The sequence below is a fragment of the Acetobacter senegalensis genome (assembly GCF_001499615.1).
GTDB lineage: Bacteria > Pseudomonadota > Alphaproteobacteria > Acetobacterales > Acetobacteraceae > Acetobacter > Acetobacter senegalensis.
Genome location: NZ_LN606600.1, coordinates 1,263,091 through 1,280,875 on the forward strand (window position 1 = coordinate 1,263,091; position 17,785 = coordinate 1,280,875).

At 52.7% G+C, this 17,785-nt stretch carries 15 protein-coding genes; 5 read left to right on the top strand and 10 right to left on the bottom strand.

Annotation, left to right across the window (positions count from 1 at the left end; all coding sequences use genetic code 11):
* The first annotated feature begins 23 nt into the window (after positions 1 to 23).
* Positions 24 to 986, top strand: coding sequence for a nucleoside hydrolase (locus ASN_RS05615; protein WP_082666593.1), 963 nt, complete (start codon positions 24 to 26; stop codon positions 984 to 986).
* A gap of 10 nt (positions 987 to 996) precedes the next feature.
* Here the strand turns inward: ASN_RS05615 and ASN_RS05620 are convergent, their stop codons facing one another.
* The 3 genes from ASN_RS05620 to ASN_RS05630 are packed head-to-tail and all read right to left on the bottom strand — an operon-like array spanning position 997 to position 3,467.
* Positions 997 to 1,371, bottom strand: a complete 375-nt coding sequence (locus ASN_RS05620) for a hypothetical protein (RefSeq protein ID WP_058987468.1) — start codon at positions 1,369 to 1,371, stop codon at positions 997 to 999.
* A gap of 41 nt (positions 1,372 to 1,412) precedes the next feature.
* Entirely contained in the window at positions 1,413 to 2,327 is a 915-nt protein-coding gene (locus ASN_RS05625; RefSeq protein WP_082666594.1) for a pseudouridine-5'-phosphate glycosidase, read from the bottom strand.
* 12 nt (positions 2,328 to 2,339) lie between these two features.
* Positions 2,340 to 3,467 (bottom strand): carbohydrate kinase, encoded by a 1,128-nt coding sequence (locus ASN_RS05630; RefSeq protein WP_058987469.1) that lies wholly within the window; start codon positions 3,465 to 3,467, stop codon positions 2,340 to 2,342.
* 313 nt (positions 3,468 to 3,780) lie between these two features.
* On the opposite strand from ASN_RS05630, the gene ASN_RS18585 reads away from it, so the two are divergent.
* Positions 3,781 to 4,544, top strand: a protein-coding gene (locus ASN_RS18585; protein ID WP_099048358.1) for an IS5 family transposase whose coding sequence is annotated in 2 segments (ribosomal slippage) — positions 3,781 to 4,114 and positions 4,114 to 4,544 — 765 coding nt in all. Because the reading frame shifts where the segments join, the coding sequence is not laid out codon by codon here.
* Between the two features lie 179 nt (positions 4,545 to 4,723).
* Here the strand turns inward: ASN_RS18585 and ASN_RS05645 are convergent.
* The 7 genes from ASN_RS05645 to ASN_RS05675 all read right to left on the bottom strand — a co-directional run bounded on the left by ASN_RS05645 (position 4,724) and on the right by ASN_RS05675 (position 14,359).
* On the bottom strand, positions 4,724 to 7,252 hold the full coding sequence (locus tag ASN_RS05645; protein WP_082666595.1) for a beta-glucosidase H: 2,529 nt from the start codon (positions 7,250 to 7,252) through the stop codon (positions 4,724 to 4,726).
* 25 nt (positions 7,253 to 7,277) lie between these two features.
* Positions 7,278 to 8,534 (bottom strand): MFS transporter, encoded by a 1,257-nt coding sequence (locus ASN_RS05650; protein ID WP_058987473.1) that lies wholly within the window; start codon positions 8,532 to 8,534, stop codon positions 7,278 to 7,280.
* A 110-nt stretch (positions 8,535 to 8,644) separates the two neighbouring features.
* On the bottom strand, positions 8,645 to 11,272 hold the full coding sequence (locus ASN_RS05655; RefSeq protein WP_167541298.1) for a TonB-dependent receptor plug domain-containing protein: 2,628 nt from the start codon (positions 11,270 to 11,272) through the stop codon (positions 8,645 to 8,647).
* 44 nt (positions 11,273 to 11,316) lie between these two features.
* Positions 11,317 to 12,927 carry an IS66 family transposase gene (gene tnpC / locus ASN_RS05660; protein ID WP_058986868.1) on the bottom strand — a complete coding sequence of 537 codons (1,611 nt, stop codon included), beginning with the start codon at positions 12,925 to 12,927 and terminating at the stop codon, positions 11,317 to 11,319.
* Between the two features lie 63 nt (positions 12,928 to 12,990).
* Positions 12,991 to 13,338, bottom strand: a complete 348-nt coding sequence (tnpB, locus tag ASN_RS05665; RefSeq protein ID WP_010510701.1) for an IS66 family insertion sequence element accessory protein TnpB — start codon at positions 13,336 to 13,338, stop codon at positions 12,991 to 12,993.
* Positions 13,335 to 13,694 (bottom strand): IS66-like element accessory protein TnpA, encoded by a 360-nt coding sequence (gene tnpA, locus ASN_RS19195; RefSeq protein ID WP_058986867.1) that lies wholly within the window; start codon positions 13,692 to 13,694, stop codon positions 13,335 to 13,337. Before tnpA ends, tnpB begins: the two co-directional genes overlap by 4 nt.
* Before the next feature lie 188 nt (positions 13,695 to 13,882).
* Entirely contained in the window at positions 13,883 to 14,359 is a 477-nt protein-coding gene (locus ASN_RS05675) for an Lrp/AsnC family transcriptional regulator (protein ID WP_006557332.1), read from the bottom strand.
* Positions 14,360 to 14,797: 438 nt separating this feature from the next.
* Between ASN_RS05675 and ASN_RS05680 the strand changes: the two genes are divergently transcribed.
* Genes ASN_RS05680 through ASN_RS05690 form a run of 3 tightly spaced genes read left to right on the top strand, consistent with a single transcriptional unit; the run spans position 14,798 to position 17,500 of the window.
* Positions 14,798 to 16,033, top strand: a complete 1,236-nt coding sequence (locus ASN_RS05680) for an aromatic amino acid transaminase (RefSeq protein WP_058987474.1) — start codon at positions 14,798 to 14,800, stop codon at positions 16,031 to 16,033.
* 49 nt (positions 16,034 to 16,082) lie between these two features.
* Complete coding sequence (locus ASN_RS05685) at positions 16,083 to 16,460, top strand: TIGR04076 family protein (protein ID WP_058987475.1); 378 nt, start codon at positions 16,083 to 16,085, stop codon at positions 16,458 to 16,460.
* Positions 16,461 to 16,465: 5 nt separating this feature from the next.
* Entirely contained in the window at positions 16,466 to 17,500 is a 1,035-nt protein-coding gene (locus ASN_RS05690; RefSeq protein WP_058989152.1) for an aldo/keto reductase, read from the top strand.
* The last annotated feature ends 285 nt before the right edge of the window (positions 17,501 to 17,785 follow it).

Here is a 17,785-nt window from a genome sequence, read left to right on the forward strand (position 1 = left end):
TTAAATAGGAACGTGCCACTTTCATGACGAAATCACAACAAATATCAGCGGTCCGGTCGCTTATAATTGATACCGACCCTGGCCATGACGACGCTTTTGCCCTTTTCCTTGCTCTGGCAAGCCCCAATATCAATATTCTGGGCATCAGTGCGATATCCGGCAACATTCCGGTCATGGCCTCGGCGGAGAACGCAAGACGTGTTGTTGAAATCGCGGGATTTCCGGAAATGGAAGTCAGACCCGGCGCTGTCATGCCCCTGATGCGGGCTGCCCGTTATGCCCATGATATTCATGGGAAAACCGGAATTGACGGCTATGACTGGCCCATGCCTGCCAATCCGCCACTTTCGGAAGACTCCATCGACTGGATGATCCGTACTCTGCTGACCCATCCAGCAAAAAGTGTGACCCTCCTCGCACTTGGCCCCCTGACCAACGTGGCGCTGATGCTTCGTCGCTCTCCAGCTGCAGCGTCACGCGTTCGCAATATCGTCATGATGGGCGGTGGATTTTTTGAGGGCGGCAACGTCTCGCCCGCAGCCGAATTTAATATTCTTGTCGACCCGGAAGCCGCCGCCGTTGTTTTTACCGCAGGGGTGCCGCTTACGGTCATGCCGATCGACTGCACGCAGTCAGCCCTCATGCCAGTCGACTGGAAAGACAGACTGGCCGCACTGGGCACCCGTACCGGGGACGCCTGCGCAGGGATGATTTCGTTTTTCGAGCAGCACGGAAACAGAAAATTCGGAACACGGACACGGCCCCTGCATGATGCTCTGGCCATGGCCTGGATTCTCTGGCCGGAGCTGTTCAGCGGAAAAGACTGCTATGTGGCTATTGAAACTGGATCGACGCTGACCCTAGGGATGACCGTCGTGGACTGGTGGGGGTCAACCGGGCTGCCAGCAAACTGCCACTGGGTCCGCTCCTGTGCGATGGAAAAGATCTACGAGCTCATGTTCGACAGCCTCGCAAAGCTGCCGTAAGAAAAGTCCCTTACATCACAGAAAGCATGACCATTTCAAAACTGGAGTTCTTTCCGAAGTAACGAGTGCTGGAGATGTCTCCGTCAGCCGCCAGTAGGCTCGCCTTCCGGCCCAAAATCTGCCATAAGACGTAGTGGCTTAATCCATCCACCCGTGTCATGGATCTGAAAGCGGGCGGTGCAGCCTCACGATCTGGAGCCGCTGTTGGCAGACAGCGCAGCGGGACGCAACACGCCGCCGGGACAGAATTTCCGGCCAAGAGTGTCCTGCGGGCCGGGGCATAGTCGTACCGGGAAAGCAAATTGACATGCAGCGGACTCAGATAAGTGATCTGAGGCAAAATGCCGATGGCGACAATAAACTTTGCATCGGGAATATTGCGCATCCGTTCCGGATTGGACTCTCGGATCTGCTTGGGCCCGGTCTTTACGTAAGAGCAACGCCAATATGCGTCGCAAGACGCGCATTGCTGACGATCAGCGCGATATTGGTCTTCAGACTGCGCCCGTCCGTCAACTCCAGCATGCGGCCAAGCAGATACGGTGTGACAGTTTTTCCAGTTACGCCGTTTTCATGCGCTTCTTCGACCGCCGTTCTGATCAGCTTTTCGATTTCTGCCTGTGGTATCTCGTCCTGTTCCGGAACAGGATTGGCAACAACCACGCCCCCCTCCAGAGCAAGCGTCCGCCGCATGGCGATCATTGCCGCAATTTCCCCGGCGCTGTCAGCGCGCAACGGCATAGGCAGACCGCTGGACCGACTCCAGAACGCTGGAAAATCACTGGTCTTATATCCGACAACCGGCACACCCTGCGTTTCCAGAAACTCCAGCGTCCGTCGCAGATCCAGAAGCGCCTTGGCCCCGGCACAGACGACCACGACCGGCGTACGGGCGAACTCCAGCAGATCAGCCGAAATATCCATCGTTTCCTCGACGCCCCGATGAACGCCGCCAATCCCGCCCGTCGCAAACACGCTGATTCCAGCAAGATGCGCACAGATCATCGTCGCCGCCACGGTCGTCGAGGCATGCCGCCCGGCCGACAGCGCAAAAGCCAGATCAGCGCGGCTGATTTTCATAACATCCTGCGCTGTGCCCAGCCATTCGAGGGTCTTGTCGTCGAGTCCGACATGAATTTTGCCGTCGATGATCGCAATTGTCGCTGGTACACCGCCCTCGGCGCGCACCGTCTCCTCGACCAGTCGCGCTGTCCGCACATTGTCAGGCCAGGGCATACCATGTGTGATAATTGTCGATTCCAACGCGACAACAGCCTGCCCCTTATCCAGAGCATTCCGGACTTCGGCAGAAATAACAAGCGGGAGACCGGACGTCATCATACCATGTGTTCCTTATCTGACTTGTTCAGAGAGTAAATTTTTCTTCATGAATAAATCGAGAGATTCCCGATTAAGATCGGGGTAGACGCTTTCCCTGCATCCGATCGTCATCGCCGCTGCTGCAACACCATGACGGCACGCGGCATTCACATCAGCCCCTTCCATAAGCGCCGTCAGCGTCGCGGCAACCAGCGCATCTCCCGCGCCCGTCACATCCACAACATCGGTGGAAACAGCCTCAATCCGGCGGACACCTTCCGCATCCGCGACCGTCAGACCGCGCGCGCCCTCGGTAATAACCGCAACGCGCACCCCATTTCTGACAAGGGCCGCCGCCAGATCAGGGATTGTAAGATCCTGCGTACCGTCTGGCAGCAGAACCACCGCCTCGTCCTGGTTGGTAAACAGCACCTCAACATCATGCAGATGTCCACGCAGCCGTTGCGCCTTGCTGATGGACACAGTATCGAACACCAGACGGCAGGAATACTGCCTAGCCTCCCGAACAAGCCAGGCCAGCACGTCAGCCGATATGTTGCAGTCCACAAAAACCCAGTCTGTAGAGGCGATCAGCGATGTATTGCACTGCAGATAAGCAACATCCAGAAAATCCGCGACAGACGCATCAAAAATTCCGACGCCCAGATTGGATTCTCCGTCGAGAATCGCCACATACTCCGCAGTTGGCGCGCCGGTCGCGAATTTGATGCGCGATGTGTCCGTACCACAGTTTTTCATATACTCGACCAGCGCATGCCCGGACGCATCATCGCCGACCACCGCCAGTAACGTCGTGTGCCCGCCAAGCCGCACGAGATTTTCGCAAACATTGCGAGCTACACCGCCAAATGTCGTATGCCCGGCAGCAGGATTGGACGTGCCAGGCACTATCGGTCCTGCCAGACGATATTTCCTGTCAATCGCCGCCCCACCGATACAGATGCTGCGCCCCTGCTTCGCAACGATATTGGCACGACCAATACGAAATCCCTTCCGCGTCAATTGTCCGATATAGGTGGCGAGCATCGGTCGGCTGAGACCGCACCGTTCAGCCAGATCTTCCTGCGACAAGAACGGATTCTCCACGATCATGTTCAAAATGATACGTTCGTTCTCGTTCATCGTATGACGTAGCAACATTTTCGGCTCCGTGATCTTCAAAACTCTGACACATGTTTGCCGGACACACAATAGTTTGATTGCTCTCGTCAGCGGCGCCTCTGTCATGGTAGATCGCCAGCCGCTCAGTCAGCAGCGCATAAAGTGCGTCTGAATCCACGTCCCGCAGGAACTGATGATCACCGGCAGACATATGGTGTCGGGTGCAATCTGCAGGGTTCTGCCGATTGCACCCTCTGTCTATTATGCTTTTGTAGCTAGGCTCAGGACCTATTAATTTATTGAACTGAGCGAGAGGTTGTGATTCACAGGCTTACCGATGGAGGGTGGGCCTGTGAGTGATGTGTTTATGCTGTCTGAGAGGCAGATGGAGCGGATTGAGCCATTTTTCCCTCTGGCGCACGGAGTGCCACGCATGGATGACCAGCGTGTTCTGAGCGGGATCGTTTATGTAATCCGTAACGGTCTTCAGTGGAAAGACGCTCCGAAAGCGTATGGTCCACACAAGACTTTGTATAATCGCTTCATCCGGTGGAGCCGCCTGGGTGTCTTTGACAGGATATTTGTCACCCTGACAGAACAGGCTAGCCGTTCGAAGCGTTTGATGATCGATGCAACACACCTCAAGGCACACCGGACATCGGCGTCCCTGCTCAAAAAGGGGCTTTTCCCCGCCATATCGGACGGACAAAAGGCGGCCTGAACTCAAAACTTCACGCCGTGTGCGATGATCAGGGTCGACCTGTCCGCCTTCATCTGACTGCGGGGCAGGTCAGTGACTTCAGAGGCGCAGACGTGCTTCTGGCAGACCTCCCCGATGAGACAGAAGAAGTCATCGGGGACAGAGGCTACGACAGCAACCAGATCAGATTATCGCTTGCAGAACGCAATATCACAGCCTGTATTCCGCCGAAGAAGAACCGGAAATCAAAGCCACCTTACAATTGGCATCTGTATAAAAAGCGCCACCTCATCGAAAACATGTTCGCAAAACTGAAGGACTGGCGACGTGTTGCGACCCGATATGACCGGTGCGCTCATACCTTCATGTCTGCAATCCATATCGCAGCAAGCGTCATCTTCTACCTCAAAGAATGAGTCCTGAGCCTAACTATTGAAGACGGAACCATAAAATGCGTCTCAAACCCAAGGAGTTCTTCGAACCCGCCGCGTAATCGCCATTTTCCGCCATCAGTCATGGGCTAAACTTTATTTTAACGGTCACTGTCAAAAAGGAAAATGTAAACAATATCGAAAGATAACTACCCAAGGTCTTTTTATTTTATTGAAAAACGTTTTTCAAACAGATGATCACGGGAGGAAAATCCGATATATATTTTAAATTCCCCAACAACAACTTTCCATTTATGATATTTATCATCCCATGTTTTGAACATTTCAGGTGATAGCGGAAATATGACGTCTTTACTTTCCCCTACCTTCAGGCTGATTTTCTGGAATGCCTTGAGTTGTTGGGGAGCTTCATAGGCAGCCTTGGGAAAAGAAACATACATCTGCACAACAGTCTTTCCATCCTGCTTCCCTTCATTTTTTACTTTAAAAAATACAGTGTTATTTTCCATTCTCACATTGGAAATATTGAAATTGGTATAACTCAGCCCGTATCCAAAAGGATAAGCACTCCGCTGGGAATGAGCGTCATAATACCGGTATCCCACCAGAATTCCTTCGTCATAATGTACTTTCAGGTTTTCACCCGGGGATTCGGCAGTTGAGACAGTTGAGATATTTGCGGCAACACCCTGTGTTGCATCTGCAGGAAAGGTTTCAGGCAAACGGCCGGATGGATTAACAAGACCGAACAGCACGTTGGCTATGGCCTCACCGTTTCCTTCACCTGCATACCATGCCTCCAGTATTCCAGAAACCTTGTCTCTCCATGGCATAAGCACAGCCCCCGCAGTGTTCATGACGACAACCGTTCGTGGATTGGCTGCGGCAACTGCTGTAACCAATTCATTCTGATCACCCGGCAGGTCAAGGGTGGTCCGATCCGCGCCTTCAGAGACTTCATCATTAACAAAGACAACGGCAATATCTGCTTTTCTTGCTGCGGCAACTGCTTGCGCGCGCAGAGCAGAAGGGGGAGCCCAGCCCAGAGTGAGTTTCAGGGGTAGTATTGCGGTCAACGGATCATAAAAAACGCTGATATGCGCGGACTGGCCTTTAACAAGCTTTATCGAACCCTGCGCGACCGTATTGAATTCTTCCTTGCGGTAGGCTGCCACGGCCTGTCCGTCAATGGTTATGGCGGCCTGCCCTCCTCCTGCGATGGAAAAGCGGTATGTCCCGTTTTCTGGTGCGATTAGTATCCCATCCCAACGCTGCGGACGCCGCGTAACAGACATATCCGTAACATGGCGCTGCACCACATCTGCATGGGTTCCATTGCCAGAAACGGTTACTTTCCACCCGTCACCCTGCGCATCAGGATCTTTTATCAACGAGGCTGGCAACGAGGGGAGCGAACGCACCCCTTCTGTCCCTGCGGCGTAAATAACCTCCCGTTTCCCAGCCAGCGCCCGGATGGCCTGTAGCGGAGACAGTGCAGGATGAGCAGAATCTTCCGGGACGAAGCCACCGTAGGGTTCGGTGATTTTCTGCTCGGTGGTCGCATCCGGGCCAATAATGGCGATACGCCTGTCATGGCGGGACAGGGGAAGGACGTGATGCTGGTTCCTGAGCAAGACAATGCCATCGGCAGCGATCTGTTCCGCCAGCGCCGAATGGGCGGGCGTACGCACATTGGCACCTGACTGGTCACCCATCGCATCCGTTACCCCAACACGGTACATACCGTTAAGGACATGGCGTACCATACCGTCAATCTCAGCGGTGGAAACCTGATGGTTTTTAAGAGCCTGAACCAAGGGCGGGCCATAATAGTCCGGCAGCCCATATGGATTGATCCCCCCCGGCATAAGCTGGTCCTGTCCGGCCTTGATGGAGGCCACGGTACTGCGGCCTGCAAACAGCCAGTCAGACGTAACAAACCCATCAAATTTCCATTCATTGCGCAGGATACCCAACAAATAAGTATTATCGCAGGCATATTTCCCATTGATTCTGTTATAGGCACACATGATAGACTGTGCATGCCCGGCATGAACAACAGCCTCGAAAGCGGGAAGATAAATCTCACGCAAGGCCCGTTCGGATACAATCGCATCAACCGCTGACCAAGCAGGGGCATCGCCAAAACGGTCTGTTTCCTGGTTGTTAGCAGCAAAATGCTTTGGCATGGCAATCACATGGCGGCTTTGTACGCCCTCCACAATTGCGGTCCCCAGCATGCTGCTCAGAAACGGGTCTTCTCCTAAAGTTTCCGCAGCACGTCCCCATAACGGAGTGCGGAGAATATTAACCGTGGGTAACAGGGCCACATTGCGCCCCTTCCCCTTTTGCTCTTCCGCCTGAGCCTCACCGTACTGCTTGGCAAGCGCTGTGTCCCATGTTGCAGCAACCGAGATGGGAGCCGGAAAAATGGTAACAGATGTCAGCCCGTTACCCACGCCTGCCGGACCATCCCCCATGCACAAAGCGGGTACCCCCAGCCGTTTTACGCCCCGCGTATAACCCACGCAGCGAGCATCCGAACGCCCACCACCATCAAGAAGCCCCAGCTTTTCCGACAATGTCATCCTGCTGATGATCTGTTCGATGCGTGACACCGATGGTGTATCGGCACAAGCCATCCCACCATGAACAAGATCCAGAACAACCACAGCTGTCGCCATAATGTGGCCGAACCAGAAACAACGTTGCCCCATGAATTTCTTGATCATTGTAGTCCCTATAGAAAACGGATCATCAGGCAGGCGAGAGATTCCGACTCAGACATCGGGCTGCTATGAACAGGCCACTCGCAACAAGGGCCGCGCCCGCAGCAACACTGCTCAATGCAGTAATGGGTGTGATCTGAAGCGGCATATCCAATGCAAGAGGCACAAGGAGAGGTCCCAAACCCGCGCCAACCAGCACGTTAAGGAAAAAGCTGAACGAAGTGACAAAACCCCGGCGGCGTGACGTGCCCAGATGCAGGATCAGGTTCAGTCCCAGGGTCGAGCACATACCGGCCAATGCGACGATCCCCATGATCATGCACAATGCAAGCATGTAGTTATATGCGGCTCCCCCGAGACAGAGCACCACAAGAACAAGCAGCAGCATGATGATGGGTGCATAGAACGCTTCCTGGCCCCGCCCCTTCATCAAGCGGTCACTCAGAATGCCCCCTATTGTAACACCTGTGAGGCCGCCGACGATCAAGCTTCCCCCCAGTATCTTACCGATATGGGCAGCAGAAACACTAAACGCGTGCAACATGACATAGGGTGCCCAAGCGCCCACCGCATTATCGATAACCGACACAGTCGAGACGGCTAGACAGGTAACGAGCAGGACCATACGGGACTGTCTCCGCCCGGATGCATCCGAGCTGCCATCCGGGGCACCGGACACATAATGCACACGTCTGGGTTCATGCACGACAAACAGCGCAAGGACGCACATGAAGGTCCCAACCATGGCCAGAAACATGAAAATCCGCCGCCATGGCGCCAAATGCGGCATGAGGGGTGCAAGAAGGCACAGCCCAGCTGGTCCAAGTAACCAGCCACCAACAATTATTGAGACCCCACCCCCCGCCACAATGCCCGAAAAATAGAAACCCAGCGCCCGCCCCTGCTGATGACGAGGAAAAATATCGCCGATGAGAGACAGGGCAACCGGCGCCAACGCCGCCTCACCCGCGGCCACCAGCATACGCCCCATCAGCATAAGGGGGAACTGCATGGCCAGACCACAGACCATGGTTCCCGCGCTCCACAGCCCTATGGCACCGATAAGGAACGGCTTACGCGGCAGACGGTCAACCAGCCAACCCACCGGTAAACCCATGACAGCATAGATTACGCCAAAAAATGTGCCTATCAATAGAGCAAACTGATAGTTACTGATATTTAGGTCAAGTTTTATAAAATCAACAAGAAGACTGAGTATTTCTCGATCGGTGTATGATAACAGGGCACATGCAAACAGAAAAAACAGCACGAGAATATTACGCATAAATAAAATCCTGTTTCATGCCTTATACAAAAATCATCCGCTGGAACCGACGGGATGGCAAAATGCCATCCGACTTCCTCCACCACAGCGGAGGAAGCCCCGAATATCGCTCAGAGTGTAAAATTGACACGACCGTAGTAATAACCACCTGTCATGGGAACCTGAGCGGACTGATAATCATAGATCTGACCACCAACATAATTGAGGTTCTCAGGCAATTTGCGTGGACGAATATTGAAAATATTGTTAGCCCCTACAGCGATGTGCCAGCGCGGATTGATACGGTACCCAATTTCAAGATCAGTCAACCATCGTGGGGTATTCTTGAACTGACCAAAACATGTCTGAGAAAACTGCTGAGAGGAACCGTCTGCACAGGTACCAGTAGCCCAGTCCATGTATTGCAGCATGGACGTCGTTTCACCGTACCGCGTCTGACGGATATTCACATCCCACTTGCCCGTGGTCCAGTAGGCATTGAGGATAATCTTGCTACGCGGATAAGCGGTGGTGATGGACGAGATGTTCGAGGCATTCAGATACTGCGCCATCGCTCCGGTATTGGGGTCATCATAGGTGCCATTATGGTGTAAGCGAGTACGGTTAAGGTCGATTGCCATGCTGAGAGCAAGGTTGCCATAACGGCGCAGGTGCAGCAGGTAATCTGCCTTGATGTCAACGCCTTGCGTGCGGGTGCTGGCGCCATTGGTAAAGTAATAAGCCGTTACGTCCGCCGGGGTCACGTTGGAGCTGAGCAGGTAGCCGGAGTTCTCAAGCGCCGTTATGGCGGAAGTGCCATTCACAACGCCGCCCTGCACGATACGGTCACGGATATTGATCTGATAAACATCCGCTTCGATATGGAACCCATTCACTGGTTCAAGCACGATACCAGCGCTGACATTAGTTGAACGTTCCGGCTTGAGCTTGGCAGCCCCCAGCGCTTGTGCAGCAGGAGAGTCAACACCCAGCAGGCCACCCGCTCCCGTCGGCCCAACTGTCATGGAACTGTAGTGCTGTTCCGCCAGAGTGGGCGCACGGAAGCCATTGCTGATCGTACCGCGAATGGCAATACGACGGGAGAAATTGTAGCGGGTCGAAACCTTGCCGTTTTCAGTATTGCCCACATCCGTATAGTGTTCGAACCGACCGGCAAAATCGACATTCCATTTGGGCGTCAAATGGAAATCAGTATCAATGTAGCCTGCCCAGATATCACGGTCCCAGTTCCCTGCACTCTGGGGCTGCAAACCATTGAACGCCGAAACGCCGCCATCTTCATAAGAGGCAGGAATGCCTGCCTTGACCGTATAGGTTTCAAGCCGATGTTCCGCGCCAAAAGCGAGGTTCATCGGAACGGTATTGGCAATCTTGAACTGGCGACGGAAGTCGGCATTATTTGTCCATTGAGCCATACGGAACGTTTCGGCCCTTACTTTACTGGGCGACCAGCCACATCCCCCAGAGGAATAATAGGGGCTGGAAGGAGACGTCGAACAACCATCGCCTTCTGGGCTAAGCATACCGAGATTGGCAGTATTCTTATTGCCGATTTTGTCCTCATCGGCGCCATAGGTCGTGCTTATATCCCAGTTGAAACCAAGGAAATTGTCTCCTTTGAGCCCGAGGGTAGCAGCATAGTCATTTTCTTCATTCGTCAAAATTGGAGAGAACCCGTCAGGGTACATGGTCGGTGCAGAGGAAGGGGTACGATAGTTCTCGAATGCTTCCGCATGACGATGCGCGTAGGTGATGAGACCATAGAACTGTACATCTCTGGCAATTGTCTTGCCAAAATTGATGCTCAGGTTCTCACGCGTTTCCTCCGGCGTACTTGTAAAATGGTTAGATTGCAGAGAAGGCGTAGCAGAACCGGTATAGTTGGCGCCCGTATATGCCCCGGCAGGCGCGGATGAACCCATCAGGCGATGATCATAGGTTTTAGGCAGCATGTGATCTGTATGATACACTTGGCCACTCAAATGAAGATAGCCGTCTCCACCAAGCGAGAGTCCGCCATCGCCACCGACCTGGTACTGCCATCCATCGCCATTATAGGCATTTGCCCCTGTCTGGCTGCTAATATTCAAACCATGGTTGGTTTTTTTGGTAATAATGTTGACCACACCCGCAATGGCGTCGGAGCCGTAGAGTGCTGCAGCACCATCTTCCAGCACCTCGATATGATCGATTGCGGCAGCGGGAATCATGTTCAGATCAACTGGTGTTGCCCCAAAATCCGGCCCTGCATCAGCCGAGATGTTGGCCGTGGTATGACGGCGCTTACCATCAACCAGGACCAACACCTGATTGGGATTCAATCCCCGCATGCGAATTGATGCAGTCAGAGCACTGGCATTGGTCCCCATGGGATTCACGTTGATGGATGCATATGTGCGGCTCAACGCATCTCCCAGGTTCATCTGTCCTGAACGGCGTAGGGTTGCATTTGTAATGACCGAAACAGGGCTCGTGCTATGCCGCGCCCCCACATTCTGCGCATGGGTCCCGGTTACAATAATGGCTTCAGCCTGCTCAGAAGGCACCTTGGCAGCATGAGCAGGTGTGATCGAAGCCCGAACTGACTTTGCGTTACGCGGTCGCGTAACATGATGGGCCTCTCTACCTTTGGATGAAACAGCAGGCGCAAGACCCACATCTGCCCCATAGGCATCTGTGGCTTTCACAGTCGCCGGCGCCAGAATGCAGACGGTTAGAAGACACTGTCGAAACGTCATTGTGTATTACCTAATTCGTAACCGGCCGTTCTGTGCCGCCTTGATTATGCGGCCTTTTTGTGAAGCGTATTCGCGGGTTGCCAGTTCCATGGCAACAATTCGTGGAGGCGGTTGATCTTGTGTTCGTTGATGCGGGCGAGAACATCGGCGAGGTAATCGTGCGGGTTGAGGCCTGAAAGTTTTGCGCTTTCGATAAGCGTCATGGCATCAGCGATGTTGTCGCCCCCGGCGTCTGAACCGGCAAACAGATAGTTTTTCCGCCCGACGCATACCGGTCGTATGGCCCGTTCGGCAGGATTGTTGTCGATGGCAACACGACCATCTTCGAGGAAGAGGGTAAAGGCTGCCCACCGGTTGAGCGCATAACGGATTGCTTTTGCCAGTTCCCCCTTGCCAGGGATACGGGCGAGCTGTGTTTCGCACCATGCGTGGAATGCTGTGACACGAGGGCGGCTTTTTTCCTGTCGGACAGCCAGACGATACGGAGCAGGAGACCCGGTGAGCTGCCGCTCGATATCGTAGAGTTCCCCGATCTGCTCGAGTGCTTCCCTTGCGATTGTCGAATCACTGCCCTTCCAGACATCATGGAAGGCCCTGCGGAGATGAGCCCAGCAGGCCGCTTCGCGCACATGCACGGTTCCCGTTGCATCGGGTTTATACAGATCCCTGAACCCCGCGTAGGCGTCAGCCTGCAGAATGCCCCGGAACTGTGCCAGATGGGTCTGGGGATTGATCCCCTTGCGATCGGGAGAGAACCAGTAGGCCACGGCGGGCGGATCACTCCCGCCCCAGGGGCGGGGATCGCGCAGATAGGTCCAGATCCGCCCTTCCTTCACACCACGTGGTTTCCCAGCCTGGCGCAGACGGGAATCAAGAACCTGGATGGGTGTATCATCGGCATGCAGCAGGTCTGCCTTTACGACATCCTGACGGATCAGATCTGTGAGAGGACGCAGAACGGCAACGGCCTGACCACACCAGTCGATCAGGGTTGAACGGGGAATGTCCACACCCTGACGGGCAAAGATCTCGTTCTGACGATAAAGCGGGATATGGTCATCGAATTTCGAGACCAGGATATGGGCCAGAAGCCCGGGGCCAGCCATCCCCCGTGGAACAGGGCGCGACGGTGCTTCAGGCTGCACCATCGTTTCGCAATGGCGGCAGGATTTCTTCAGCCGTGCCGTTTCGACAACTTTCAGTTTTGCCGCAATAAAGTCCAGTATTTCGGTGACATCTTCGCCTACAAGACGCAGAGGACCGCCACAGGCAGGACAGGCCTCACCCGGGTCGAGAACAATACGCTCCCGTGGTGTCGTGTCAGAAACCTGTGGTTTGCCACGCTGCCGTGGGGGAGAGACTGCATCATCGCTGACATCATGCTCCCTGATATCAGGAGAAGGATCGGCTGCCGCGATGGCGATTTTTACATCTTCAAGGAGCAGTTCGAGCTGTTCAATCTCACGGTCTATCTTTTCTGAACTGGCCCCGAATTTCTGTTTCTGAAGGCGTGCGATCCGGATTTTGAGAGACTGGACAAGAGCCTCATACGCACGGGCCGACGCAGAAAGCCGGGCCACTTCGGTCTGCAGGGAAACAATCATTTCCCTCAGGATATCCGGATCATCAGGCAGGACCACGGGTGCAGGCGTCATTATGAAAAAATAGCAGAAAATCTAAGAAAATTCAAAAGGTTCTACACGATCACGCCATAAAAATCAGGCTACGCGAGACGGTGGTGCAGACCAGGAAGGGCGTCTCCACTCCATGCCTTCCCACAGCATGGCCATCTGTGCTGTCGTCAGGCGTGCAACGCCCTCTGCCGGAGACGGCCATGGAAAACGTCCCTTCTCAAGCACCTTGTAATAAAGACAGAACCCCTGACCGTCCCACATCAGAAGCTTGATCCTGTCGCCACGGCGACCACGAAAAGCAAAGAGCGCCCCTGATGTCGGGTTCTGACGCAGCACGTCCTGTGCCAGTGCTGCCAGACCCGATATGCCCTTGCGCATATCGGTCACCCCGCAGGCCAGATAGACACGCACGCCGTTGCCCACGCCAATCATGCCGTCTCCGCAATCTGGATGACCCGGGCCAGAAGATCTTCGGCAGGATGTCCCGTCACCCTGATACTACGGCCATTGCGCAGCACTATGGCCAGTTCGTCAGGTCCACCGCCAGATGTCACAGCAGGTGTCGTCACTGAAGCAACAGGAATAAACGCCACAGACTGATCTGGCGAAGATAGTCTTTGACGGAATGAACTCCGCCATTGGTAAAGGTGTTGGCGGGTCAGGTCATGCCGACGTGCCACATCCGATACACTCGCTCCATCCACACCAACTTCAGACAGTATCGCCAGTTTGCGTTCATCCGACCAGCGGCGACGGCGTTCAACACCAATCAGGATTTCCTGGGCCATTCTTACCTCTCAAATGACGTCAATAACGACGTCGTTAACGACGGTAAGTTACCAGTCACAATCTTTAATCATAAGGCGGCCTCAAACGGCCGGTTACCCTAATTCTTCGGCAGGTCGCATGGCGCGACTATCTGTTATGACAAGTAAGGGAGGAGTATTCTCAAGCTACGTGCTGTGGACGTGTCTGTTCATGTGTAATCCAGAGGAAGCGTCGTAACGTTTTTTACGTTTCCCAGAATTATATGAGATGTAATCGATGTTATATCCGACAAGGAAAGCAGTCTGTGCGCAATAAATTCTCGGTAAGACTGCAGATCGTGTGAATATACCAACAATATAAAATCGGACGATCCTGTTATATAGTGACAGGACACAACTTCATTCAGGCGGCTGATATGGTCACAGAACCGTTTTTCTATTTCGGGAGAATGTGAGTAAAGCTTTACAACAACAAATGATGAAACATTCAAATTGAGCTTTGCCGGGCTGAGTATGGCAACCACTCGGTCAATATATCCTTCATCCTTAAGACGTTGCAAACGGCGTGAACACTGCGAGCTGGAAAGATTAACAAGATTGCTCAGGTCGTTCAGGCTGATATCGCCCTTGTTTTGCAATGTCGAAAGGATGGCTCTATCGAAGCTGTCGATTGTTGCATCACGCATTACTCTGGACCCTCGTGGAATATTTTCCAGACTACACCTCAAAACCGTTTCTTATGTAAAACATATTATATTTCGATTTCATAATATAAATTGTCTGTTTATGAAAATTTGCGGAAACCATGCAAATTTGGTGCTTTTTGCGTCAAATTTGCAAAATTTTTGCATAAAGTCGTCAGGAAGTGCGCTCCATTGTCGACCTGAACGGATCAGAATCGCATTACCAAATCGCCCTCGTGGTGTTGGACGTCGCATTTCTTTGCGTCTGAAGAGCTTTCATCGTCCTTTCTGTGCGCACGATATGTATAATCCAAATGAATTTTCTACCTTTGTGAATGATTCATGCAAAAAAACGTCTTTTCCAACAAATAATGCAAAAAAATTGCACGTCTTCGGGCTGATACTATTGCCTTAATGTTTTTTACTGCTGGAAGTGCGACCATGTCCTTTTTGGATGATTTACCTTTTTTGTCGCCGGATCCGCTTCTGTCCGTTGCTCAGCAGGCGGAACGGGATCATCGTATAGGAAAACTGGATCTTACAATTGGGGTGTACAAAGATCGCAGCGGACAAACCCCCATCTTCAAAAGTGTTAAATCTGCAGAAAGCTCTCTTGTGCAGAACGAGATAACCAAATCCTATCTGTCGACCGAAGGCGTGCCGACATTTTGCAACGCGATAGCGGACCTTATCCTGTCGCCGCACGACGTGACCTGCAACAGGCTGGCAACCGTACAGACGCTTGGAGGAACGGGGGCACTTTCACTGGCCGGACGGTTCTTGTCAGACAATTTCCCAGAGAGTGTCATTTGGATCGGGACGCCCACATGGAGCAATCATGTTGCAGTTATGAGGCAATGTGACCTCAATGTTCAGACATATGCGCGTAGCCTGCCGACTGGTGGGCGGAACTTTGCTGCCCTTATGGATGTCCTGACCCATAAAGCGCGCCGGGGTGACATCATTTTGCTTCAGCCAATCTGCCATAACCCTACGGGCGATGACTGGAGCAAAGCAGAATGGGATGAGATAACGGTACAGATTGTAAAGGCTGGCCTCCTGCCATTAGTGGATATAGCCTATCATGGCCTAGGGCAGGACCTTGCAAGCGATCTGACGCGCCTGCACACTTTAGTCGAACAGACCGATGTGACTCTGGTGTGCTATTCCTGCAGCAAGAATTTTGGCCTTTACCGGGACCGGGTAGGCGCACTTCTTGTAGCAGGACAGAGCAATGTCCAGCCACAGGCGCTGCAAAGTCAATTGGCCGCAATCGCAAGGACTAATTATTCCATGCCGCCTGCACACGGTGCCCTTACGGTTGGACACATTCTGACAACTCCTGTCCTGCGCCAGCAATGGGAAAATGAGGTTGAAAGCATGCAGGCACACCTCCATACCGTGCGCACGCAACTAGCTGCCCACAAGCAGATCGGGCCATGCAATGTGCAAACCATTGCCACAGGCCGAGGGATGTTCTGCATGTTGCCACTTCCGCCTACAATTATTATGCTGTTGCGAAACGAATATAGCATTTACATGGCTGATAATGGACGGATCAATCTCGCGGCCTTGAACGAGAATAACCTTCTTCAGTTTGTCGCCCTGATTGACCGGGTCTGGGCCAATACGCAGATCGGCACCATGAGGAATGTCAACGTCCCGGCTTCATTATGAGGCCGCCCTTTGATGAATAAACACTATTTTTTATAATCTGCGAGGTGACATGATATCGGAGAGCAATACGAGCGATTTTGAGGAGGGCACGTTCTTTCTTTACGACCTCAAGGTAGAAGTCATTGCCCCGGAAGGTAGCAAGATCTGGTGCAACGCCAAGGTTGGTGATTACTTTGAAGTCAAAGGAGAGCTGCTGCATTTCCGTGAGGATATGCCCTTCAGCCTCTACAATCTTGCAGCCCTCTTGCCTTTGCTGCCCGCAAAGCAACGCCAAGTAGACAAAAATGACTGGATGTTTACCGACACGGATATTGCCTGCACTGACCCTAACTGCCCGACGCGCTTCCGTATTACCCGCACAGGTCTGAGGAAGTTTCGCCATGATGACACAACTGCCGTTTCCCAATCATTCTCTACTTTGGATTAATGACAATGCCTATTGACCGTTTTTATATTGATGGATCCTATAGCATCTCCCGCATCATGAAGGGAGGATGGCATCTTGCCGGTGGCCACGGCAAGGTGGATGTAAAGCAGGCTGTTGCCGACATGAAGGAATTTGTCGAAGCAGGCATTACGACTTTTGACTGCGCCGACCATTATACAGGCGTGGAGGAGATGATAGGCCAGTTTAGACAGACTTACCCTGAACTCGCCAAAAAAACGCAGGTTCAGACAAAGTTTGTGCCAGACCTTGATATCCTTCCGACAATCACCCGACAGTATATTACCGGCATTATTGATCGGTCGCTAACACGCCTTAAGGTCGACTACCTGGATCTGGTACAGTTTTTCTGGTGGGATTGGAAAATTCCTGGTGCGATTGAAACTGCACAGATTTTGCATGACCTGATGAAGGAAGGCAAAATTGCACGTCTTGGCATAACAAATTTTTCTGTGCCACAATTGACACAGCTGGTTGACGCCAACATTCCGTTTGTAACCAACCAAGTGCAATATTCCCTGCTAGACCGGCGCCCTGAACGCAAGATGGTCGAATATTGCGCTGCTCACAATATGTATATTCTCACCTATGGCCAGTTAGCTGGAGGTTTCATTTCAGAAGAATGGCTTGGAAAACCCGAACCGGCAGGAGAGATGGCGAATCGATCTCAGATAAAATACAAGCTCATTATTGATGATTTTGGTGGATGGGAGAAATTCCAGTCTTTACTGAAACTGTTGCAGGGTATCGGCAAACAATATGGTGTTGGTATTGGTGAGGTCGCCGTGCGCTGGGTTATCGAACAACCTCGTGTTGCAGGTTCCATTGTGGGAGCCACCTCCACACGCTACCTCAAACGCAACGAAAGCATTTTTTCCTTCTCTCTTTCGGAAGAAGATCACAAGCGTATTCGACAAATTATCGGTGATACCCCGTCAGTACCGGGGGATTGCTATGAACTGGAAAATGACCGGACCGGTCGCCACGGGCGGATTATGCGCTACAATCAGAACAAAATTTAAATAAAGAGGCTGAAAAAATAAACTGCCCAAGGTTTTCTGTAGATAGAAACACCCGTGAAGTAAGAGGCATTCATAAGTAACAAATGGAAGCCCTTTCCGTTTGAAGTGCGTGAGCGTGCGGCCGCATGGTTCTGGGAGAAAATCAGAACCATGCGGCACTCTGTGCTACGGTAACGATGGTTGTCCCGAAGCTGGATATTCATCCTGACACGCTATTACAATGCCCCCGGTTACAGAAACAAGCCAATACTCCTGTTATGAGTGAACTCCTTGATTGGAGGAATA